This is a genomic window from Candidatus Neomarinimicrobiota bacterium (genome assembly GCA_018651745.1).
Lineage (GTDB): Bacteria > Fidelibacterota > Marinisomatia > Marinisomatales > TCS55 > JAAZYX01.
Genome location: JABIDL010000027.1, coordinates 26236 through 49217 on the forward strand (window position 1 = coordinate 26236; position 22982 = coordinate 49217).

The 22982-nt window shown below is 39.1% G+C and carries 18 protein-coding genes; 8 read left to right on the forward strand and 10 right to left on the reverse strand.

The features are described 5' to 3' along the window. Positions 1 to 2: 2 nt before the first annotated feature. From HOD97_04955 to HOD97_04965, 3 genes are all read right to left on the reverse strand, one after another. Positions 3 to 659 carry a rhomboid family intramembrane serine protease gene (locus tag HOD97_04955; GenBank protein MBT4280947.1) on the reverse strand — a complete coding sequence of 219 codons (657 nt, stop codon included), beginning with the start codon at positions 657 to 659 and terminating at the stop codon, positions 3 to 5. Beyond that, entirely contained in the window at positions 659 to 2911 is a 2253-nt protein-coding gene (locus HOD97_04960; GenBank protein ID MBT4280948.1) for a M23 family metallopeptidase, read from the reverse strand. Before HOD97_04960 ends, HOD97_04955 begins: the two co-directional genes overlap by 1 nt. A gap of 113 nt (positions 2912 to 3024) precedes the next feature. After that, entirely contained in the window at positions 3025 to 3915 is an 891-nt protein-coding gene (locus tag HOD97_04965) for a PDZ domain-containing protein (protein MBT4280949.1), read from the reverse strand. An 89-nt stretch (positions 3916 to 4004) separates the two neighbouring features. On the opposite strand from HOD97_04965, the gene HOD97_04970 reads away from it, so the two are divergent. Together HOD97_04970 and HOD97_04975 are read left to right on the forward strand one after the other, a co-directional pair. Further along, a complete protein-coding gene (locus tag HOD97_04970; protein MBT4280950.1) occupies positions 4005 to 4694 on the forward strand; it encodes a hypothetical protein in 690 nt (229 codons plus the stop codon). Then, positions 4648 to 5457: a hypothetical protein gene (locus HOD97_04975; protein ID MBT4280951.1), complete on the forward strand. Its 810-nt coding sequence runs from the start codon at positions 4648 to 4650 to the stop codon at positions 5455 to 5457. The genes HOD97_04970 and HOD97_04975 overlap by 47 nt, the downstream gene beginning before the upstream one ends. 5 nt (positions 5458 to 5462) lie before the next feature. On the opposite strand, the gene HOD97_04980 is transcribed toward HOD97_04975, so the two are convergent. From HOD97_04980 to HOD97_04990, 3 genes are read right to left on the reverse strand one after another with little or no spacing between them, the layout of a single operon-like run. Further along, positions 5463 to 6110, reverse strand: a complete 648-nt coding sequence (locus HOD97_04980) for a hypothetical protein (GenBank protein ID MBT4280952.1) — start codon at positions 6108 to 6110, stop codon at positions 5463 to 5465. A 54-nt stretch (positions 6111 to 6164) separates the two neighbouring features. Then, on the reverse strand, positions 6165 to 9410 hold the full coding sequence (locus tag HOD97_04985; protein MBT4280953.1) for a lamin tail domain-containing protein: 3246 nt from the start codon (positions 9408 to 9410) through the stop codon (positions 6165 to 6167). A 3-nt stretch (positions 9411 to 9413) separates the two neighbouring features. Further along, positions 9414 to 9833, reverse strand: a complete 420-nt coding sequence (locus HOD97_04990; protein MBT4280954.1) for an arsenate reductase ArsC — start codon at positions 9831 to 9833, stop codon at positions 9414 to 9416. 90 nt (positions 9834 to 9923) lie between these two features. Between HOD97_04990 and HOD97_04995 the strand changes: the two genes are divergently transcribed. Genes HOD97_04995 through HOD97_05020 form a run of 6 tightly spaced genes read left to right on the forward strand, consistent with a single transcriptional unit; the run spans position 9924 to position 14817 of the window. Continuing rightward, complete coding sequence (locus HOD97_04995) at positions 9924 to 10715, forward strand: site-specific DNA-methyltransferase (protein MBT4280955.1); 792 nt, start codon at positions 9924 to 9926, stop codon at positions 10713 to 10715. An 11-nt stretch (positions 10716 to 10726) separates the two neighbouring features. Then, positions 10727 to 11170: a GatB/YqeY domain-containing protein gene (locus HOD97_05000; protein MBT4280956.1), complete on the forward strand. Its 444-nt coding sequence runs from the start codon at positions 10727 to 10729 to the stop codon at positions 11168 to 11170. A gap of 3 nt (positions 11171 to 11173) precedes the next feature. After that, complete coding sequence (locus HOD97_05005) at positions 11174 to 11725, forward strand: CvpA family protein (protein MBT4280957.1); 552 nt, start codon at positions 11174 to 11176, stop codon at positions 11723 to 11725. Next, entirely contained in the window at positions 11726 to 13474 is a 1749-nt protein-coding gene (locus HOD97_05010) for a DNA primase (protein ID MBT4280958.1), read from the forward strand. It abuts the gene before it with no gap. Beyond that, on the forward strand, positions 13471 to 13929 hold the full coding sequence (locus HOD97_05015; GenBank protein MBT4280959.1) for a hypothetical protein: 459 nt from the start codon (positions 13471 to 13473) through the stop codon (positions 13927 to 13929). The genes HOD97_05010 and HOD97_05015 overlap by 4 nt, the downstream gene beginning before the upstream one ends. A 3-nt stretch (positions 13930 to 13932) precedes the next feature. Continuing rightward, entirely contained in the window at positions 13933 to 14817 is an 885-nt protein-coding gene (locus HOD97_05020; protein MBT4280960.1) for a hypothetical protein, read from the forward strand. Positions 14818 to 14895: 78 nt separating this feature from the next. Here the strand turns inward: HOD97_05020 and HOD97_05025 are convergent, their stop codons facing one another. From HOD97_05025 to HOD97_05040, 4 genes are all read right to left on the reverse strand, one after another. Continuing rightward, positions 14896 to 17826 (reverse strand): TonB-dependent receptor, encoded by a 2931-nt coding sequence (locus HOD97_05025; protein ID MBT4280961.1) that lies wholly within the window; start codon positions 17824 to 17826, stop codon positions 14896 to 14898. Between the two features lie 149 nt (positions 17827 to 17975). Beyond that, positions 17976 to 18623 carry an SOS response-associated peptidase gene (locus tag HOD97_05030; GenBank protein MBT4280962.1) on the reverse strand — a complete coding sequence of 216 codons (648 nt, stop codon included), beginning with the start codon at positions 18621 to 18623 and terminating at the stop codon, positions 17976 to 17978. Positions 18624 to 18790: 167 nt separating this feature from the next. Next, on the reverse strand, positions 18791 to 21823 hold the full coding sequence (locus tag HOD97_05035) for a DNA polymerase III subunit alpha (protein ID MBT4280963.1): 3033 nt from the start codon (positions 21821 to 21823) through the stop codon (positions 18791 to 18793). A 3-nt stretch (positions 21824 to 21826) separates the two neighbouring features. After that, positions 21827 to 22969: a hypothetical protein gene (locus HOD97_05040; GenBank protein MBT4280964.1), complete on the reverse strand. Its 1143-nt coding sequence runs from the start codon at positions 22967 to 22969 to the stop codon at positions 21827 to 21829. Positions 22970 to 22982 lie beyond the last annotated feature (13 nt).

Consider the following 22982-nt stretch of genomic DNA (forward strand, 5'->3'; position numbering starts at 1 on the left):
CACTACACCTTTTCAAATTTAAGGAAGCGACTCATTCGTTCAAATCCAATCCCGGCAATAAACCCACCAATATGAGCAAACCAAGCAACACCGCCGGTTGCGTCCGGCCCCAGAGTTCCGAGTCCGCTTGTGAGTTGCATGAGAAACCAAAAGCCGAGTACATAAAAAGCAGGGATTTGAATGGTTGTTATAAAGATAAATATGAAAACAAAGACATGGACTCTTGCGCGTGGATACCGAATCATATAAGCGCCTAACACACCGGCAATTGCACCGCTAGCTCCAACCATTGGGATTGAAGAGGATGGGTCAATCATAACTTGCAAAAGAGCCGCAGCAATTCCACAAACAAAATAAAAAATAATGTACCGAACATGTCCGAGGGCGCTTTCTACATTATCTCCAAAAATCCAAAGAAACCACATATTTCCGATGATGTGAGCAAATCCCCCATGGATAAACATAGAAGTAAAAATATTCATTACCCCAAAATCAGAGGGGATGAGTCCAAAAGTATTTATAAATGATCGCACGGCCATTGGGCTTGATACTTCCATTCCCATTTGAAGTAAGAATAAAAAGGAATTAATTGCAATAATTCCATAGGTAACATAGGGTGTTAAAATGTGTGGATTGTCGTCTCGGTAGGGGAAAAACATCAGTCGATAATAAAGTTAAGAGTTTCTTCGGTTTTGTTACCAGCTTTATCCGAGCACGAAACAACTATCGAATGTGAACCGAGACTTAAAGGTTCATCAAGATAGTATGCTAATTCTTGAAGAATTGGTTGATAGGCGAATCTGATTTGTTCACCATCTAAGGCTAGAGACATTGATGTTTCACTAGGGTCAATATCTGATAATTTATCCTGAAAAGAAACCCGGATTTTTTCAACGAAGTAAGATTTATATTTCCCGCCATTCCCCGGGAAAGAATCCACTAACTTTGGCGGAATTTCATCTTGAATGATTGCGATAGCTTCTAAACTCGTAATAGAACCGGTGATGACTTTACGTTTTTTGCTAACCACGTTATTGACAAAAGTCCATCCATCGTCTTTATCATAATAATATAAATCTATATGATCTTTCCCTTTAATTTTTTCTCCAAAGCGAATGCCTACATGGATCGAATCTTTTAATGGAATTTCGAATGGTTGCAACTGGTACACATTTGAAAGGCGAACTCCTCCGACTACCTCAACCGGATTATCAATTGTTTCAATCCACATAACGGTTGGGAAATACGTTGATTTATTTTTCGTTCTAATGGAACATTGATTATCTTGAGATAATATTGTAGTTGGGTTGCCTTCAACGACAACTTGAGGTTGGATAGCAAACCGAATATCCCTTTGAGTTTTATCTGAAACTGTAACATTGATTCCTTTTATTCCATTAAATAAATTTGGATCAAGCATTTTAGTTAAATAAACATTTGGATGGGTTTGCTCAAGTGAAATTGGCATGAGCGAAGAACCCTGATTTATTGCAAGCGCCAGTTTTGCCTCTATAACCTGTTTAGTTTCTACCTGAATGAAAACTCCAGCCTCAGAATGTGAAATATCTAAATCTATTTTTGTTTCAAAGGCAGAAGCATCAAGTATTTCGCCATTCCAATGAATTGGTTTTGAATACGCACCAAGTTTATTAATACCAATGAACTGGATTGCTTTCCGTTTGATCTCTTTTTTTGGGAGTGTGAGTAGAATCCCATCTTTTGATGAAGTTTGATTTAAAATGTTGATTCTCTGATCTGCAAATCCATACGATGTAAAACTGTATGCTATTACTTCTTTAATGGGGACTAATATTTTTTTTGGCTGAACTGTGAATTGTATTTCACTTTGATGTAGCATTACATCAGAAATCTTCATATCAAAAGGAGGATTGCCAAATATTGTACCAACAACTTTTGACATATTTCCTGAGGAATCAAATCCCTTTATTTCAATCCTGTGAAACCCAGGCGTTATGTGTAAAGGCCTTCCGTTTTGATTTTTAGCAACCGTGACATCTGAATACGAATTTAACCGGTACAGCTTTGAGTATTCTCCGAGATTTAAGCGGTCAAAACTATAATCTCTGACCGTATGTACTTTTTTCCCTTGTGAATAATCAAGTGTATCAAACTGAAGTGTATAATAATTTTCGTCATCTACCCACAGCTCAATTTTTTGCAACTGATATTCGTTATTCGAACCCTCACGCTTGTCAACAACATTGACAGCCAATCCTATTTTACCCAAACAATTTAATGTATCTGGGAATCGGAAAATTCCTCCTTTATTTTTAAGTAATGGAAAAGATTGTGGTAGGCGAGCTCCATTTATCCAAGTGTCTGCTGAGAGTGGGATAATGGCCACTTCACGGAAAATCGGTGGAATTCTATCCTGTACGATGAATCCATGAGTTAACGGATTTATTGGCTGCTCTTTATCATTTCTTAATTCAAAATGCAGGTGAGGACCAAAAGAGGCACCCGTATTTCCGGTTTGTCCGATAACATCGCCTTTTTTAACTCGAAAATCACTTGGATTAAAATATTCGTTTACAATGTAAGATTTTTTTTCTTTTTGAACTTTTCTTGAAACAGCCTCTAATAGTGGCGTAAACTGACTAAGATGAGCATAAACTGCAGTCTTTCCGTCGGAAGTTGTAAGATAAAGTGCCTTTCCGAATCCGGTATAATTGGCAACCATTCGAGAAACATAGCCATCGCTAATCGCAATAACTGAGGCACCTTCTTGTTCGCTGGTTTTAATGTCAATTCCCATGTGAAAGTGGTTATCACGATATTCACCAAAATTAGACGAATACATAGTTCCAGCATCTGTCGGCCACGTGTAGTCTTGTGCAATCATGATTGTCACAATAAGAAAAAATGTAAGAAGGGATGTTATGATTTTCATATTTCAGGATGCTTCTTCAAGCAATTTAGGAAAAGGTACCCCCCGGATTCAACGGATAAAAAAACAGGCCGGTTATCCGGCCTGTTTTAAAAAAGATGCTTTGAGTTTTTTGTTTATTGGTTTTTTAGCATTTCAATTTCTTTCTTTAAAGCTTCCAACTCCTGGCGAAGTGATTTCAGATCTTCTTGTAGTTCACCTCTTCCACCCTCATGCTTTTTCATTATTTTGAAATGTTTTTTTACAGGATCATCAAAATCATGGTTATCTCTTTCCATGTCAAAAAACATCATTTTATGATCATCACCAGGAATTGCTTGTCTCCAGCTGAAGGTATTTTCCTGCTCTCCCAAAGTTATAGATATAGTTTTTTTTCTTCCATTACGCTTTAGAGTTAATTTGACTTTATCTTTAGGCTTATAGCTTCTGATAATTCTCTGAAGACTCCTTGGTCCATCAATGGGCTGATCTTCTACCTTTATGATAATATCACCAGCTTTAACTTTTCCTTTTTCGGCAGGGCTGTCTTCAACAACCTCCGATACTAAAACACCAGACTCGTCTTCCACTTTAAAATATTTTCGTAATTGTTCCGTTAAATCCTGGATATGCACACCAAGAAAGGCAGCGTCCGAACTTCCGGCATCAATGATGAATTTACTGTCTTCACCAAATGCCAATGCTTTTACATGAACGTCTATTCCCATGGCTTCGATTTTTTCTTCAATTTCTGAAATTGCGTTTTCATCTTCAATATCAAAGGAAAATTCAGATGTCTCTCCGTCTCTGGTGATTACAATTGTGCAAACACCGTCTTCCACTTGGGCATCCACATTAATATTAATATCTTCTGACTGGTCGCCAACAATGACCTTTTTTACGATTACTTTTTTGTCATGTTCGCCCGCAAAAGCAGATGAAGCTAGCAATAGGGCACTTAAAACCAAGTTAATCATGATTGTTACTCCTATATGTTTTATATCAGATGGTACAGATTGGGATAACATTTGTTCCGGCCTAGAAAAACATTTTATGTGTTCCTCTCAAAACTTTCCGTTAAATTTACGTTAGAAAATAAAGCGAAAAGGATAATTCCATGAAATTAAGAAATACAGTACTCATCGTACTTTTTAGTCAAATTATGTTTGTGGGCACGGCACAGGCAATTGGTGGATTGGGTTTGCAGTTAGGCCAGGCGACCGCGTCAATACCGGCGTTTTCAATTCCAAGTGGACCTGCTACGCTTACGACAACGGCATTTTCAAATCCTATCACAATTGGAGGGTATTTTTATATTGATGCAATTCCTTTTGTTGACTTAGAAGCAGATATTTTAATTAAGGGTCAGGAATATGACTTCAATTTTGTGAATGCTTTAGGGACTATCGGACCTTTCACTTTTGGCTGGGGCAGCATATCAACATATCTATCGTTCCGAAAAAAACTAATGAGTCTTAGTCTTCCATTACTTGCAAAAGCAAAGCTGTATTATGGAGGTGGTTACAATATGCATAAGGTTACACCACTAATGACTGTCGATTTAATGAAAGAATTTATGGATGGGGATATTGAGTCATCACCCACAGGATTCACTGAAAAAGACTTGATAAATAAATTGGAAGAAAACTTGGTGGATGCTAGCGGGTTTCACGTTCAAGCTGGTCTTCAATTTAAATTATTTATGTTAGATTCGTTTTTGTTCTACCGCTATACTTTGACTAAGGATGTAATCCCTGATAATGATGGATTTGGTAGTATCAACCTTAGGGTTGGAATTGGAATCTAATAAAAATAATAAATTTGGGTTTATGAAAAGGGGCAGAATTCTGCCCCTTTTCTATTTCTGCGCATGGCTCTCGGCGCAACAATCTATATCTTTGTCGGATATCCCAACCGGTGAAAATGTAAAACAGTCGGGGAAGAAACTGATGAAATTCGATGACGGTTTCATTGAAATTATCGCTGGAGAATCCGCAGACTTAGACACGGTTTATGTGGCCGTACATGGATATGGATCTAGAGGATATGAATGGGTGGATGCACTTCGAACCATGGCTGAAACCGGAAAGAAAACATTGTTTTACCGGTATGACTGGAACCTTTGTCCGAAAGTCATATCTGATAAGTTGTCCGCTGATCTTGCAGCATGGCTAAAACAAAATGAATCCAGCCCGTATCTTATTATTTTTTCCCACAGTTACGGCGGAACTGTTACGACATCTTTTTCTGGGACTTATTCTCTAGACGTGTCTGCCGAAATCCATTCCATCGCCGCACCGCTCGGACATCACATAAGGTTTTCTGAAAAATGCGGTTACGAAAATGGGATACTTTTTGACAGTACTTTCACTTTGGCAAATGGAATAAAACATATTCAATGGAGAACCTCTCATTCGGCTGATGGCGCTTTCCGGAATTTGGAAATTGATCCGCAGATTGTTCAAATTAAGGGAAGTACAGTTCATGAGCTTCCTGCCACATTTCGAGGTGGAAAAAGACTCGGGCATAATTGGTCTGTTACCTACGTTATTGAACAGGTTTTTCGCTAAAAGGATTATTCCGAATGCTGTTTAATGAAACGGTTGTTAAAAATCCCCACCATTCCGGTGCCAAGAATAAGATATATCACAATAAACTTCTGGGAAATAACGTCGGGTTTAAATGTATCTGTATAAAAAAGTCCACCTAAATTGAAATCCGAAAACAAAATATAAATACTTGTAGAAAGAGAGATTAATCCAAATCCAATTGCATGTTTTATAGTAGAAGAATCCATTCGAAAAAATGCTATAGTATGAAACAGGGCTGCAAAAAATACTAGTCGAAAAAACCACACTGCAAAAAATATATGAAAGTTTAAAGTAATATTTGCCGGAGTAAACCCAACGCCTAATAGAAAGATAAAACTCAAAATAAAAAGCACTGTACCTATTCCAAGGGTAATATCACCTGTTGGAAATATCCCTTTAAAATAGCGAAAGCTTCCGTAAAAAAATCCAATCATTGAAAGACTGATACTTGCCAAAGCACATATAAACAAAACCATGGATTTCATATTATTTTCTTCGGATGGGGTTATGGTTTTACCCAAATCGCTCAAATAATTTTCAGAAAAAGTATATCCTTCGGTTCGGTGTTGTTTAATGGTTCCTCCTGGGTAAAGTGAAATGGATAAAACGATTAATAATAGGAAACTAATCATCCCTATTATTGGAAGTTTTATCAAAATGAAGTGTGGATTTTTGAATAACATGTTCTATAGTGGTTTTGCCAATACGACTGTTTGTACATCTTCCCAAAGCTGTCCGGATGATCCATCCCGCGCAGTGGTTTTTACAATATAAATACCAATTCTTGCAGTTTGACCATTATTTTTGGTGCCATCCCATTTCAAAATACTTTCTTGGGCAGAGTAAACATTCCAATAAGGAGTAGCGATGCTACGGCCAACCACATCAAATATCTCAATTTTGATTACCGCTGTCTCGAACGGAAGCTTGTATTTTAAATACAAAATATCATCATGACCGTCGCCATTAGGAGAAAACGGATTGGGTTCAAAAATGATATTGCCTGCATTTGCCAATTCTTCAAAATATACACTGTTTTGCTTTCCGGGGGTCATCCCAGTGTCATTCACCGCAATGGCCCACCGGGAAGAATCATTAGATGAAAACTCCGGACGAAGTTTTTCAGTAGACCTAGATTCAAAAAGGGGCCAGTCCTCCGAATAAATAAGTGAATCAATAATGAATCCGGTCATATCATAAAGAAAGATAGCATCGGACGTATTATTCAATGCTGGAAATCCATCAGGAACTGATGAAATCGTGCCGACAGGATAAAGATTCATCAGCAAACTATCATTATCAGCGATAATGATATATTCGGCACGTTTACCATTATCCCCTGAAAAAGAAAGTGTTTTTTTAGAATTTGTATTGTCGCTGATAGACCATCCTTCCAAACTGATATTATTTGCATTAAATAGTTCTATAAATTCAGTTTGTGTTGTTTCAGGTTGGGATAAAAATTCATTTATAAAAACTGTTTCAAACGGATATGAAATTAAGAGTGTATCAAATCCGATGTTGTTGGTAGAGTTTTCATCCCCGGAAATACTGAGGGTGATGACGATTGGGTGTTCCCCTGATTGTAGTTCAGGGATAGAGACTTCAATTTGGGAAGTATCGCGAAATGCAATGGAAGAAATACTTTGACTTCCAATTTCTTCGTCATTTTCTTCGACCGAAACTGACCCACCAATTGCTTGCACTCCCGCATTCATTATTTTAATGAACAAGATTGATGTTTCGTTAGCGGTCGGATATACCGGATATAAAAAATTGGAATCCTGAACCAATCCGCCATCTGTATCAAACAAAGTTACAGAGTTTCCATATCCGGGGGTCATGCCACCGATTTCTGTTGATAACGCCCAATTATCAATAACAGAAGACTCAAATTCCGGTCGAATTTTTTCCGATGAAATTTCGGACTCAATTCCCCAAGCTGAAGAATAAATGAGCGAATCGACGACTGTGCCGGTGGCATCAAATATAAAAATTGCATCGCCGGAATTGTTAAGTGTGGAAAATCCTGTTGTTGGAACTACAACGGTAGCACCCGTTGGAGCGTAGGAAGCGATATTAGAATCTGCTGCAATCACCACATATTCACCAGATATAATCTCGATCGCTGGAAGAAATTGAATATTAAGAGTGTTATCAGAAATACCCCAACCATAGAGCGAGATAGAATCAAAAGCGACTATTTCAACGAATTCGGTTTGATTGTTATTTGGCATAGCCATGAATTCATTTATCTGAATTGTCCCAAAAGGATAGCTAACATTTATAGTGTCAACCATCAAATTATCTGTTGAATCCAAATCATTGCTAACGATTAGTTCAATCGTAACAACAGACTTGCCTGAATTCATTGGCTCAATAGAAACGGTTACAATAGTAGTATCAAATTTTGCCAGCGATGAAAAGGATCCTCCTCCGATTTGAGAATCATCTTTTGTAATGGAAACAGTTCCGGAAATATTTTGTAGCCCGGAGTTTAGCACTGGTATAGAAAAGTTGATTGAATCCGTTGAAGTTGGCGGCAACGGTGAATAACTAATCTGATCCTCTAAAAGTGCGCCGTCAATGTTTCTAGGTGTAACAGAATTGACGAATCCTGGCGTCATTCCATTTATATGTTCAGTGGTTTTCCAGTTACTGCTATTGTCGGAGGAGCTGTCCGGGAATATTTTTTCCGCCGATACGCCTGAGGAATATCCCCAGTCAGAATCGTAACGGATGGAATCAATCAATGTGCCGAATGGATCAAAAATCCTAACCTGATCCGGAGTGGTATTATTCAGATTTGGAAAACCGCTGTTCGGGACGATGAATAAAACGGAATCCGGGATGAATGATATAATTGAGGAATCTTCTGCTGCTACAAAATATTCTGAAGAATTCAAAGTAAGGTCAGGGAAAATGTAATTTCCACTTTCTGTAGCATCAGCAATCCGCCAGTTTTCTAGATTAAGCGAATCGGTTCCGTGGTAAATAAACTCAACAAATTCTGCCATTCCTGAAGATGGGGCTGGCATGAATTCATTGATAGTCAAAGTACCTTCTGAGTATCGTACACCGGCGCTTACCGTTCCCAAGTTGTTCGTGGTATCTTCATCATTTGACACCTGAAAATGGGCGGTAATTGAATGATTGCCGGAGCTGAAAGGTCCGAGATCAGTTTCAAAACTAACCGTGTCTAGTTCTGCCAAATTGGAAACATCAATATTTTCCAAATCCTCCCGATCGGTAGATATAATTATTTCCCCGGAAATTGTCTGTGTTCCATTATTGATAACTTTTCCCTTGAGTGAAATAAGTTCTGAAGATGAAACAATGTTTGGCGTAAGCGTAAGGGAATCTGAAAGCAGTTTGCCGTCAACGGTGAATGGAAGGACGCTGTTCGCCTTTCCGGGCGTTCCCAACGAATCCTTGCTTACATCCCAATTTTCCGGTGCATTTGAAAATGTCAGCCTCACCTTTTCTAGTGAAAATCCATCAGGCGCAACGTCTGTCCACCCGAGTGAGTCAATCACAATACCGGAACTATCCATCAGGTAAAGAGAATCCGCAGTAGACAAGCCGTTTCCGATGCTCGAATCATCAACTTTTATCAAGATCGTGTTGCTAGGGATTGAATCTGCATAAATTCCGTTGGTCAGAGAATAATCACCTTCAAATATTATTGCATATGATTGCGGAGGAATGCTGATCCCAAATCCGGAATCAACGAGTGCATCTTCGGATGATTTATCCATAATACTATATCCGCTTAAGTCTGCAGTATCCGTTTGAGAAAGATTAAATAGCTCGACGAATTCGTTGGGAGAGTCGGTACCTACAAGGTCGTACATTATTTCTGTCATGATGACTTGGGCACAAGAAAATGAAACTAAAAAATAAATGGTAAGAAGATATTTTTTATAATTCAATTCTTATTTATCGCTTGAAATGAAGTCATGAAGTTTCATCTTTAATAATTCACGGCAATCACGAAATCCAACCAATTGACTTTGGTCAAGTTTCCACCCTAAAAATGGGTCTGGGATGCTCCAATGTATGTGTTCCGCCCCTCCCGGAAAGGTAGGGCAAGATTGATTGGCATTATCACAGACTGTAATAACAATATCCATTCCAAGATCAAGATATTGTTTAATTCCGTCTGACGAATGTCCGGAAATATCAATCCCAATTTCGTCCATAACAGAAATGGCATTGGGATGAACGATGGAAGGATGGGTTCCAGCGCTATACACTTCGAATCGATCACCTGCACTATCGCGAAGCAGTCCTTCTGCCATTTGGGATCTACAAGAATTTCCGGTGCAGATAAATATCACTTTTTCCTTATTCATACTATTGGAAGTTTACATGTGGCTGGATATATGTCAAATAGTGAATGTGGATTCGTTTTTTGTTATCGCTATGAAGTTCTAAATTTTCATATGTCAGATTACGAAAAAGAATCATTTAGTCCACTTTTTACTCATTCGCTGGAACCTGTTGCGGGTCTTACCGTTGAGGATTTAAACCGATACCTTGCAGCAGTACAATCTGTTGAGGATATAAAGCTGGATGAAGGAGAGTTATCCGAGGGATTATATCACGGAGATGCAATTGCAGGATTGAAAAAATTACCAAACGAATCCATTGATCTCATTATCACAGAACCGCCAACTAAACCCAGCGGTTCTGCTGTAACATCCGGTAAACGACTGACACTTCAGGAATATTATGATTGGAATGCATCTTGGCTAAATGAGGCTTACAGGGTTTTAAAAAACACGGGATCAATTTATCTTTTATGCGGATGGCGCTTATCAGGAATGTATCATGGGTTATTGAGCAATCAATATAAAGTTCAAACGCGGTTAACTTGGAAGAACCAAAAAGCGAGTTCTGATTCTGAAAATTACAAAAACCAACTTGGTGATATCTGGTTTGCAACTAAATCTAATTCTTTCCAATTTTGCATGGATGAAAAATCTAGGGAAGAAAACAAAACAAATTTTTGGCCGGAAAATTTAGGATCGGACAATTCTGGCTCAAACCCGGCCGGGGTTTATGAACGATTAATAAAGAATAGTTCTTTTAAATTAAATTGGATTTTAGACCCATTTATGGGGAAGGGAACTTCGGGGAAAATGGCAAAAATTTTAGGACGACGATTTATTGGAATTGATGCAGATAAAGACTGCGTTATTATTGCAATGAAGCAAATTGAAACATCTCAATAAAGGAGAAAAACATGGATTTATTTGATCAATTAAAAACAGATATGTATGCTGCCATGAAATCTGGCGAAAAAGAAAAAGCATCGGCACTTCGAATTGTTATATCAAAATTGAAGGATAGACAAATTGAAAAAAGAGAAGATCTAAACAAAGAAGAGATATTGAAGGTACTCCGAACACTTGAAAAGCAAAGGAAAGAATCGGTGGAACAATATCGATCGGCAGGGCGAGATGAACTTGCCGATGCCGAACAAATAGAAGCTGATTTAATCAATACCTACCTTCCGAAAATGATGGATGAGATGACAATTCGAACTATTGTTGAAGACGTTATTAAAGAAACAGGCGCAGAATCCATGAGCGATGTTGGAAAAGTAATGCCGGTAGTAATGAAAAGAGGTGCGAACCAAATTGATGGGAAGCAAGCCCAAACTATTTTACGGGAATTACTCGACTGAACAATGGAATGGTATTTGGATGCATTGGCTGTATTTTTTATGATTGGGCTCGGATTAATCGGATATAAACGCGGATTAATTGAAGAGCTTGGTCGTTTATTGGGCTTGGTTTTAGCAATGATATTCGGTTTTAAATATTATGTAAAAATTTCTGCGCTATTTCTAACTTGGTTATCATTAGATGGTGGAGTGATATTGGTTTTAAGTTTTGCGCTAGTTTTTGTTAGCACATTATTGGTTGTTCGAATTGTGACAAGAATGATCCATTTATTGCTGATGTCAAAAGGTACAAAATGGCTAAATAGAACGATGGGATTTGCATTTGGATTAATTAAAGGCGGAGTTGTCCTAACAGCATTGTTGTGGATGACAGAAATATTTTCTGATTCGAAATGGTCTGAATTAATTATGTCTGAATCAAGATTTGCCGGGGTAATGCAAAATACGCGAATTAAAACTATCCGGATATTTCATTGGGAAGACCCGGTGGAAATGGGAAAATTGTTTATCCAATCTCTGGTAGAAGAATCCACTGAAAACCAAAGTAAACCATAAATGGCGCGAATACCACCAGATGTAATTGACCAAGTTCGAGACTCTGCTGATATTTTGGATGTTGTAAACCAATATGTTGATTTAAAACGTAGAGGTCGAAATTATTTTGGTCTTTGTCCTTTTCATCAAGAAAAAACACCCTCTTTCAGTGTTGCTCCTGACAAAGGTATTTATCACTGTTTTGGGTGCGGCGCTGGCGGGAACTCGATCAATTTTATTATGGAACACGAAAAGCTGAGTTTTGTGGAATCCGTAAAATCGCTTGGAGAAAAGTATGGAGTACAAGTCAATTTTGAAGAAGGCGCCGGCTCCAGCGAATTTTTCAGTGGTCTGTATGAAATCCACGAAAAAGCAGCAGACTTATACCACGGTGTTCTTTTATCGGAACGGGGATCGGCGGCGCTGTCTTATCTGAATGAAAGAGGACTTACGGTTGAAACACTGAAATTGTTTCGGGTCGGATTCGCTCCGGAATCCGGCGATGTGCTCCTCAATACATGCCGAGGAGTTTATTCCGAAGAAATTCTAGAAAAGAGCGGATTATTTAATAGAGGACAATCCGGATTTTTTGATCGCTTCCGTTCACGGATAATGTTTCCAATCGCAAAGCCGTCAGGGAAAATAATTGCATTCGGCGGACGAATATTCTCTATTGATGATCCTGCAAAATATCTGAATTCCCCCGAAACGCCGCTTTACAAGAAAAGCGATATTCTCTATGGAATGGATACAACCAAATCAGATATCCGCGAAGAGCGAAATGCTATTTTGGTGGAGGGATACACAGATTTACTTCAGATATATCAGTCTGGAATAAAAAATGTTGTAGCAGTTTCTGGAACCGCTTTAACGCAAAATCATGTAAATCAGCTCGGAAAATTCACGAAGAAGGTATCGGTTTTATATGACGGTGATGAAGCCGGAATTCGCGCAGCAATTAGAGCTGGTTATATTTTATTACGAGGATCGGTAGAACCCGCCATGGTAGAGATTCCGGACGGAATTGATCCCGACGACTGGATACAGGCTGAAGGCGCAAAGCCTATAGAGTCTGCCATTAAACACGCGAGCTCATTGTTAAAATTTCACCTCAATTCAGTTTCTATGGACACTATGTCCGCAGCAGAGAGATCTGAATTGATTAAGGATATTCTTAGGGAAATTTCCGGGATTAAAGATCCCGTGGTTAGAGATGATTTTTTGAAATCACTTGCATCCTCTGCCAAATTAGATGATATAGAAATCATTCGAATGTTTAAAAGCCAAATAAAAAGGAAACGTGCTCCAAATATGTCGCAGGAAAAATTGGATGAACCAGATTTATTTACTACCGTGGAAACAAAAGCCCAAGCAGAAATAGTTAAAATTATCGCCACACAGGATAGCAAGTTTATCGAAAATTTTACAACACTATTTGACATTAATATCTTTACAAATCCTCTTTTAAAAAAACTCGCTGATTTTATTATAGCCCAAAAAGGCGAGGTTGATATTCCTGAATTATTAGATCAACTTGATGAAAAAAATGAAAGGGAAAAAATATCGGCCCTCTTCATGGAAGACATGGATCTTATGGATTCTGACCAAGCTCTAAAAGAATGTATTCGTACGTTAAAAAGACAAAAATTGAAAGAGCAAATTAAATCTTCCAGAATAGCATTAAGGGATGTTGAATCTTCTGGGGGAGATGGATCTGAATACTTGAACAAAATTGCACGGTTACAGAAGGAATTGGATGATTTAGTATGAAAAATGCCACGCTGATATTTCTTGCGTTAATTTTGAGTCATGAATACAGCTTTTCCCAGGAAATACAATGGAAGAATGCACCCAAACGTACCGCTATTTCCATTGGTTGTGATTCACCAAATGTGCCTATTTACCTTGATGATCATTTCATTGGAAAATCCCCCCTTGAAAACCCCATTAACGTTACTCCGGGTTGGCATAGAGTGAGCATTTTCCCAAATATGAAAAATGAATCTATACGTACAATATCAAAAAGCAGAAGAATTAGAGACATTGTAAAAATGGGTTTTCAGGATATTTATGTTGAAGAAGGCAAAATCGAAAATGTAGCTCTAACTTATAACCGCATTGAAGCCGAAGTTGATGTTTATGATAAAAAAATGAAGAGCGCGAAAACTATTGGATTTTCTGTGATGCTTCTTTTTGTCAGCCTTGTTGGATGGGCGCTTTCATAAAACATGCGGTCTGCAATTATTCTTTGGGTTGGATTAAACGCGTTATCTGGGCAAGCAGATACGACAACTATAAAATATTTCAAAACAAGCCTACTTCGATCTGCTATTCTTAGAAATGAAATAGATGCTAAAGACGTTCGGAAAAATCCTCATTTTAAGGCAGTTTATGACGGAAATGGGAAATTGCTGAATATTGAATATATACCCGCGCCATGGGATAAACCCGGCCGGAGGAAATCTGTAAAATCCAAAAACTTGAAACTATATTATAAAACCTGGAATCCCAGAAGGACAGAACTTGCAGAAGGCCTTACACGTAAAGAAGCGAGAGGGAAGAAATATTTTGAAGCTTTGTTAAACCGGGACGGTAAGGTTGTTTCGGTAACTGAAATTCACCCATCCGGCCGTAGAAAGTGGACGTATCATTTACAACCCGAATCCAATGACTATTCGATTGAATTTCATTCAAACGGGACCATACTTGCTCTAGATAATTTATTGTTTGCCGATGCGGTTAGCGAAGTTCGGCGAGGATGGAATGCGTTATATAAAACAAGAAAAGATGGTCGACCAAAACAAGTGCATGTTCAAGATCGTTTAGGCCAACGAGTGTATTATTATACAATTACTTTTGGCGCATCACGCAATCAGGAGTTCTCAGGAAAGACGATTAAATCTGAATATTTTAAGGATGATAAATCAAAAGTTGGACACCATGAAATGATCTTTGATAAAAAACGTCGTCTTACCAAAGTTGAATATTTTGATAGAAAGGATAATCTAATTCAATCTTTTATCCATGAATACCGAGATGCTTTAAAGGAAAAAGTGATTAGCACTATCAATGAGAAGGGTAAAATGGTGGAACGGAAAATTGTCCCTTATTGATTATTATGAAATGAAGAGAAATAAAAAACCCCGCAAATGCGGGGTTTTTTATTATTAAGAAGTCCTAATATTCCTTAACTAGAAAGCGATTGAAACACCTGCATTGATGGACATGGGTAATCCAAAAAATACTTCGGCGTCATCAGCATCGTGATCTTGGTCATACGAATTATATTCACTGTTGTCTGCAGCATCTTGAATATATTTTTCATCAAGAGCATTGAACACATGTAAAAATAACTTGGGTTTTGTTGGCCCTAGTTTGATAGGCAAATTGTAATAAGCGTGAATATCTAAAATACCAAAATCAGGCGATTTCCACGATTGCTTTCTATCGAAGAAAGCATCACCGGGCGTGTATTCACGGCTTGTTGGGTCCCAATCAGCATAATGGTTCATGTAATGTCGGTACAATAACTGAATTGAAGCACCTTCTATCGGGGAAATTGTAAGCCCAGCAATCATATTAGATTGAGGCATATCTCCAACTTTCAAACCTTCCAAAGCATATGAATAGGATTTTTCAGTACCAGAAGAATCACTACGATAGGTTCCCGAAGCATCATCAAGATAAGACCAATCTCCAATCCCCGCTCCGAGATCAAGACGTATGGATGGTGAAAACTGGTAAGCAATTTGGGCCTCAACGCCTGTATGTTTTTGATTGATTCCAGTCAAGTAAATGATATTATCGTCACCTTCAAGGTTTTGGACATATTTAGTCGCAATTCTATCTTGCCAAAGCGTGTTGTATGCGTTGATACTTACAGCCATATTGCCTTGTGTGGAGTTAATACCAACCTCGTATGAAGTAAATTTTTCATTGGTTGGATCTTCGGCATATTTTGAATCCCAGTCTTGAATAACCTGATCAAAAATTGGCGCTTTATCTACTAAGCCAAAGTTGGCCCAAACATCCACTCCAGAGCCGAGGTCCATCATTAATCCACCTTTTACCTGAAAGGTTGTGATTGGGGTTGCTTCAATGTAAAGCTGCCCGCCACCGCTGACACCAATTCGATTTGCTCCCCACCATGTTGAAGGTTCATCTAGGTCTTTAGCTTGTATATAAGATCCAACATATGTGGATAAGGTGTCAACGTTATAAAGTGATGCTTTTTTAAAGTGGTTTAAATGAGTGTATTTCACCGTCGTAGATCCAAACATACCATAAGCAGAAAGTGGTCCAGAATTCCACTCTGCTTGTGCGAATAAACCTAACCAATCAACTGTATTGGTAAAGTTGTAATCAATCGGATCACCTAGGCCTTTTTGCTGGTCAGTACCATCATAGTCACTATCTTCATTGATAAAATATTCTCCACCAAGTAAATCCCGGATAGTTTTCACATGATAGATCATTGCGGAACGCCAGTCAATTCCCACTTGTGTTTTCAGATTTTCATTAACATCGAAGTTAAGTTTTGAAATAGCACCGATGGTTGATTGACGGTTATTGCTATTACGCAAAATACCAATAGATTCTTTTCCTGCACGAGCAAATGTTTTTTTATAGGCGTAGACAGTATCACCATCGGATGCATTAGCAGCAATGGTAGCGTCCCAGTCTCTTACCCATGGTGAAGGTCCATAATAGTATTTGTACCAATTTGATTCTGCGGTACCTAAATCATTTTTCCCATTAGCATCAGTAGTAACGATTGTTCCATATGTACCGGTTCCGCCACCCATTCCGCCAGACCAATACAAAATACTGGAAAGATGCATTTTTTCGTTCAATGTCCAATAGTGGTTTAGACTGACCTGGGGTTTATGAAAGAAATTCTCACGTTCAGAAAGATTGCTGGATTCATGACGGGCTACACCATTTTCATTTGGTTTTCCGTACATTTGCCAATGTTGCTGTCCTGTTGCTGCGTCCAGAATTGCCTGAGATGAAGCTGAAATATTTGCAACATTTTGGTTAAAAGATCTTCCAGTTTCTATGAACTCACCGCCATTTGAGGCTAAAGCATTCTCATCATACGTTGCTAGAGATAAGGCGTAATTAGAATCATAGACAGCGATATTTTGTTTGTATAGGCTTTGGCCGTGTCTCTGAGGAGCACCCAAAGCATACAATTCGAAGCGATGATTTTTTGATGCATTAAAACTTGCCCCAATATAATAAGCCCAAGCATCTGTCCATGTGCCTTGTACATAACCTGTGCCCGTTTTTCTAACAACGGTTCCGCTTACGGCTAGCTTGTCATTCATGATGAGCCCGGAATGAAATGACCCCGTTGTTTTTAAAAATCCATCATTTCCTACTTCTTGTTTAAACAATCCTCTGCGTTCCTGAGCTGTGGGATCCGTGATGACATTCATTGATCCTCCAATTGAGGGGGTTGCCAAATTTACAGCACTTAAACCCTTTTGCATTTGAATGGAACTTGTTGCATCCGATACGCCGTCCCAATTAGACCAGTAAACCCATCCATTTTCCATATCGTTTACGGGAACACCGTTAATCATAATGGCAACATTTCGTTGGTTAAAACCGCGAACATTTATACGAGCATCACCGGCACCACCACCCTGTCCTGTAGAATAAACACTTGGGACCGTATTTAATATCAAAGGAATATCTCTAGACCCAAGCCGTAATTGTAAATCTTCTTTGCTGATATTTGAATATGCGACGGGAGAGTTTTCACCAGCTCTTGACGCTAATACTTCGAGCGCCGATAATGAAATCACGGTAGAAGCCAAAGAAAAATCTGCAGTTATTGCATCGTCAGAAACTGTTACCGGTTCACTGCTACTTTCATAACCTATTACAGATGCTGTGACTATGTATGTGCCGGCAGGTACATTATCTATGCTGTAGGTACCGCTTGCATTTGCTGCTGCACCCATGTTTGTTCCATCAACGACGACGTTTGCGCCTGCAAGTCCATTACCAGTAGATGCGTCTGTGACTGTTCCCGAAATTGATCCCTGTGCGTATAGTGCCAAAGGCAATAGAAAGGTGAAGAGAAATGTATTCATTTGTGTGAGTTTACTCATGATTGTGCTCCTTGGGTTTGAAATGATAGACATTTTATTTACTTCAGGTAAATATCCATTATATACTAACAAAAATTAGAAACAGCCAGCCAGTATTTCAATGAGTTTGAAAAGAATTATTAGCATTCTGTATTTGAAATGTTTTTTACTTAAAATAAACCTTCGATTGACTGAATACACAGCTCAGAATTATTTTTTGGCGAATTTACAAAAGTAGAGACAGGATGGAATGCCAGTTTTTCAGAGTAAGGTTTTAGTAAATCTTTTGCCTCCCTTGCTGGGTGATTTTTTTGTTGAATCCAGCGGTCAATATCATATGATTTCAAGATCACCGGCATTCGATTATGAATAAAAGAAATTTTGTCTTGCGGTTCAGTCGTAATAACGGTATAGGATAAAGTTTTATTTCCTTCCAGTGATTTCCAGGTATCAAACAACCCTGCCATAGGAAGCAATTTTCGCCGCGGATGATGAATGTAATATGGCGTTTTTGTTTCCCCTTCGCGACGCCATTCATAATATCCATCGGCGATGACCACGCAGCGATTCCGGGAAACAAGATCCCGAAAAGATGGTTTTTCTAGGATTGTTTCCGCTCTGGCATTAATCAGTTTTGGCCCGATTGACCTTTTTTTTGACCATGATGGGATCAGTCCCCATTGCATCATTTTGACCACCCTTCTCCCGGGAAATCCAAGAATTGGGGTCATTTGAGTTGGGGCGATGTTGTAGCTTGGGGAATATCTTTCAGGATCCATCCATTCTTCTATTGCAAGTTCCTCGATGATGGATTGCATGTCCCGAGTTAATGTTTTTCGTCCGCACATAATGTTGTTTAATTTTTAACGTAAGGCGCAATGAATCAAGGAAAAGAAACTCTTAATGCGTAAGAAAATATTGAATTAATAACGATGGTTTGTTTTTCTATTCATATTAATCACTCTACGTTTTTCTGGTAGAGAATTTACGCCGTTTTCATCTTCTTTATCATAGTGCTTAAGCTTCCTAACTTTTCGATAGTAACTGAAATGACACCAAATGACTCTTCAACCTTGCCTCTAAGAATAAATAGATTCTCCCATAATAGTAAGTCACCATATTTCTGAAAAGCTTCCGGAAAAAGAACACACTCATAAATATCTGTTTCATCTTCTAATGTTAAAAATTCCATGGCGTCTCTATTCTTTACTGTCGCTGTTTCTTTTCTCGTGATATATACCCCGGCCAAGTGAATCGTTCGACCAATATAATTTGATAAGTCCCTTGCTTTACGCACACGATGATTAATCATTTCCAAATAAGGTTCTAATGGGTGTTCTGAAATCGGAAAGCCAAATGATTCGATTTCTAATTGACGGCGATCTGCTTTGCTTAGCCTATTATACTGAAATTGACAGAGTGCGGTGTTTGAAGTAATATCACCATTTGCCATACTCAGGGTGGCGCCTGTATTGTTTTCTCCCAAACAATACCATACGGCACGGTAAGCAATTTCTTGATGAGATAATTCCGGTGCTAATGCAGAAAAACAACCCGCATTTGTCAGAGCCATAACATCCGATAGATTGGGGTCAATGCGCATGAAAAAATCATCCAGAGAAGAAAAATAGCCAGCTTTTCGTTCATCTAATATTTCTTTGATTGTTTTTTCCTGCAGATTGCGAATACTCATAAATCCCATACGAATTTTATTTTTTCGACCTCGATATTCCATCCAACTTCTGTTTACATCCGGGGACAAGATTTGAATTCCAAACCGACGTGCCTCACTGAGATATGCAAACGGCGAATAAAAACCGCCTTGATTTGAAATAACCGCCGCCAAAAACTCTGCTGGAAAATGGGCTTTGAGATATGCACACGTAAAAGAAAGCATGGCAAAAGATGCAGAATGGGGTTTGCAAAATGAATAACCCACAAAAGAACGAATCATACTCCAAATATCCTTAATAACGCCATCTTCATAACCGCGTTTTTTTGCACCTTGAAAAAACTTCTTTTCCCAATTTTTAATCAAGTGCTGCATTGCATCTCGGCTCATGGTTTTACGCAAAGATTCTGCCTCCGCATACCCCATCCCCGCCATAACCTGGGCCGCCATGGATACTTGTTCTTCATATACCATAATGCCATAACTTTCTTTTAAAAAACCTAAATCTGGGTGTTTAATTTTCCATGGTTTTCCGTGGATTCTCTCCAGCATTATATGGGTAAAACGGTTCGCCGCCGGTCGAATAATGGATGAATAAATCACCACATGTTCGAAATCCACTACACCGGCTTTGGCTAAGAGCTGCCGCGTAGCGGGACTTTCGATATAGAACACACCCATGGTTTTTCCACTCTTCATCAGTTCAGCTGTTTTTTCATCGTCAATCGGTTGGATTTTATGATAATCTAAATGTCGGTTTTTTGTTGCCGCTTCACCATAATTCAAATTGATTTGTTTAATCGTATCCCGTACCACCGCCAGGCTGCGGTTGCCCAGAATATCAATTTTTAGAAGCCCCGAATCTTCCACCTGATCTTTTTCCCACTCTACAATTTGCACACCTTTGGGTGCCGTGAGTACCGGTACATATTTTCGGATTTCATCAGGAACAATCACCACGCCACCAGGATGGACAGATGGATGGCGAAAAGCACCCACTGCTTTTTCACTTTCCTTCAGGATTAATTCTAATGTTTCGTCCAGTTCTATATTTTCAAATCGAGGGTCGGTTTTTACCCAGTTCAGTAAATCCTTCCGGGATGCAACCCAACCAATCCGCTTGGTAATTGTATTAATTTCTTCATTGGATAGCCCATAGACTTTTGCCACTTCGCGAATCGCAGATCGTGGTTTCATAAAAACCTGACTACAGACCATTCCCGTTCGTTCGTTTCCATATTTTTTAAATACGTAATCCAAAATATCGTCTCGTTCATCCCATGGAAAATCCACATCAATATCCGGCATATTACTTCGTTCGGGGTGGATAAAGCGTTCAAACTGAAGGTTATATTTAATGGGGTCCACCTGAGTGATTAATAAACAATAACTCACAATGGATGCGGCGCCAGAACCCCGCCCGATGGTGGCGTGCGTTTGCTTCACAATATCTTCTACAACCAAAAAATATGGGGCAAATCCCTTGGCTGTAATCAACGCCAACTCATGGTCAATTCGTTTTTGAATTTCTGTCGTGACTTTTTTATAACGCTTTTGTGCGCCTGCCGCTACTTTTTCTTTCAATATTTGGTTGGACCGACGGGTATCTTTTAAGGATAAATAAGGGAAAATTGTATTCACAAACGACCAATCTCGTTTGCAGCGTTCCGCCAAATAGGCGCTGTTATTGATGGCTTCCAAACTGTTGGGGAATCGTCGTACCATATCTTTCTCTGAGCAAAACCAGTGCTTGTCAGACTTGCAAGCATCTTCCGGAAGTTGGGATAAGGTTGTGTTCAAATCGATGGCACGTAATATGCGGTGTGTTGATCTATCTTCTTTTTTAAGAAAATACACATCGCCAGTAGCGATCATTTCTAATTTAAGTTTTTGAGATAATTCACCCATGGGTTTTTCTGCCATACCCGGACGTAATTCTACAAATAAGTGGCTATTGGGGATGTGTTGGCTCAAGGACGATAGTGTTATTTTGTCATGAGATAATATAAATAACCCATCGGAATGTTTTTCTAAAACATCCGCTATAGATTGAGATGGGTTGTCGTGAACAGCCGAAGTGGCACGGCAGATGTTTTCATAGCCACCCTGGTTTTCTGCCAATAAAATAGCTTCGCCCTGATTGGTGATCAGGTTGACGCCGGCAAGGGGTTCTATCTCAGCGGCACGAGCGTGTTGGACAAAACGAATGAATCCCCATAAGCCATTGGTTTCTGTTAATGCCAGGTGGTTCATCCCTTGGTTGCGTGCCGCAGTGAGTAGCGCCGGTTGGGAAGCGGTTCCGGACATTCGGGAATAGTGGGAATGGACATTCAAATGCGTAAACATGGTTCATTGAGGACTTTCCATATTTGTATTATTGTACTTCTTTCTGAGAATATCCATGGCAAAGGAAATACGATCTTGTTCTGTATCTTTTTCAAACAATTCCATCTGGTTGGCGACCTGAGCAAAACCAGACAAATCTAATAAAATGGATCGAATACGATTTCGGCGAATGTTTGCTTTTTCAAACAACTGCCATGATTCAGTTAAAATTGTTGCATCATTATTGTTTAAATATTGTCCATGAGTTTCATATTTAAATCCATCTGTATAATGGATTTCTACCCGAACTTTTTTTGCAATCTGGGACCGTTGCCTGAGTTTAAATGCCACCTGATCTGATAGCCGTTTCACCTCCGACCATAATATACTTGTATCATTCGTATCTTCTGCCAAAACGACCTGCTCCACGATATGATCTTTCATAGCTGGGGGGCGCACCACGGATAAATCTTGTCCGTGGACTTCTCGGAAAAGAGGTAATGCATACCGTCCAAACAATCTCCGGGCATTGGCTGCTGAATTCACAAGTGATTGAATTTGTCTCACTTGGTTCAAAATCAAAAACTTGATCAGTTTCCAAATCGATGGCTCATGAACAATGGGAATGACCGGCGTATCCAAGGGGGATAAAAATTGAGCCTCATTCCCTGCCATGATACGATAAATTGTATCGGGAACAACCGATGTAGAAATACGGCTCACCAGTTTGTTCTGACTGATACCCAAAATAGGATTAAGCCCAACCTGATCTTGAACCAGTTTTGATATGTTTGACCCCGCTTGTTTATGACTTTTATAGATGCGTTCCATGCCAGTCATATCCATATAGAACTTGCCGTAGCCAGCGGGTTCTACAATAGGGGTAAATCGCTGAACAGTGGCATAGACATATTGATTCAGTCGTCCATAAAGCGATGGGTTGTATGGCAAAAACTGGGCACCATGGCTCATTTTCCGGGCCAAAGAGACCTTCATCCCTCGACATAAACCTTCATCTTTTGCTTCTTTAGACACAGATACCACCGTACTATTTTGATGATGAGAAGAAATAATGGCAATGGGGCGCGTGCGTAGAGATGCATCCAGCCGGCGCTCGGCCTGCAGTTCAAAATCTTTTAGACGAAGGTGAAATACAGTGGGGTGCATACTTTAAACACGA

Excerpts from the sequence above, each read along its gene's own strand:
- HOD97_04955 (MBT4280947.1), bottom strand. The coding sequence starts at position 659 with ATGTTTTTCCCCTACCGAGACGACAATCCACACATTTTAACACCCTAT.
- HOD97_04960 (MBT4280948.1), bottom strand. The coding sequence starts at position 2,911 with ATGAAAATCATAACATCCCTTCTTACATTTTTTCTTATTGTGACAATC.
- HOD97_04965 (MBT4280949.1), bottom strand. The coding sequence starts at position 3,915 with ATGTTATCCCAATCTGTACCATCTGATATAAAACATATAGGAGTAACA.
- HOD97_04970 (MBT4280950.1), top strand. The coding sequence starts at position 4,005 with ATGAAATTAAGAAATACAGTACTCATCGTACTTTTTAGTCAAATTATG.
- HOD97_04975 (MBT4280951.1), top strand. The coding sequence starts at position 4,648 with ATGATGGATTTGGTAGTATCAACCTTAGGGTTGGAATTGGAATCTAAT.
- HOD97_04980 (MBT4280952.1), bottom strand. The coding sequence starts at position 6,110 with ATGATTAGTTTCCTATTATTAATCGTTTTATCCATTTCACTTTACCCA.
- HOD97_04990 (MBT4280954.1), bottom strand. The coding sequence starts at position 9,833 with ATGAATAAGGAAAAAGTGATATTTATCTGCACCGGAAATTCTTGTAGA.
- HOD97_04995 (MBT4280955.1), top strand. The coding sequence starts at position 9,924 with ATGTCAGATTACGAAAAAGAATCATTTAGTCCACTTTTTACTCATTCG.
- HOD97_05000 (MBT4280956.1), top strand. The coding sequence starts at position 10,727 with ATGGATTTATTTGATCAATTAAAAACAGATATGTATGCTGCCATGAAA.
- HOD97_05005 (MBT4280957.1), top strand. The coding sequence starts at position 11,174 with ATGGAATGGTATTTGGATGCATTGGCTGTATTTTTTATGATTGGGCTC.
- HOD97_05010 (MBT4280958.1), top strand. The coding sequence starts at position 11,726 with ATGGCGCGAATACCACCAGATGTAATTGACCAAGTTCGAGACTCTGCT.
- HOD97_05015 (MBT4280959.1), top strand. The coding sequence starts at position 13,471 with ATGAAAAATGCCACGCTGATATTTCTTGCGTTAATTTTGAGTCATGAA.
- HOD97_05020 (MBT4280960.1), top strand. The coding sequence starts at position 13,933 with ATGCGGTCTGCAATTATTCTTTGGGTTGGATTAAACGCGTTATCTGGG.
- HOD97_05025 (MBT4280961.1), bottom strand. The coding sequence starts at position 17,826 with ATGAGTAAACTCACACAAATGAATACATTTCTCTTCACCTTTCTATTG.
- HOD97_05030 (MBT4280962.1), bottom strand. The coding sequence starts at position 18,623 with ATGCAATCCATCATCGAGGAACTTGCAATAGAAGAATGGATGGATCCT.
- HOD97_05035 (MBT4280963.1), bottom strand. The coding sequence starts at position 21,823 with ATGTTTACGCATTTGAATGTCCATTCCCACTATTCCCGAATGTCCGGA.
- HOD97_05040 (MBT4280964.1), bottom strand. The coding sequence starts at position 22,969 with ATGCACCCCACTGTATTTCACCTTCGTCTAAAAGATTTTGAACTGCAG.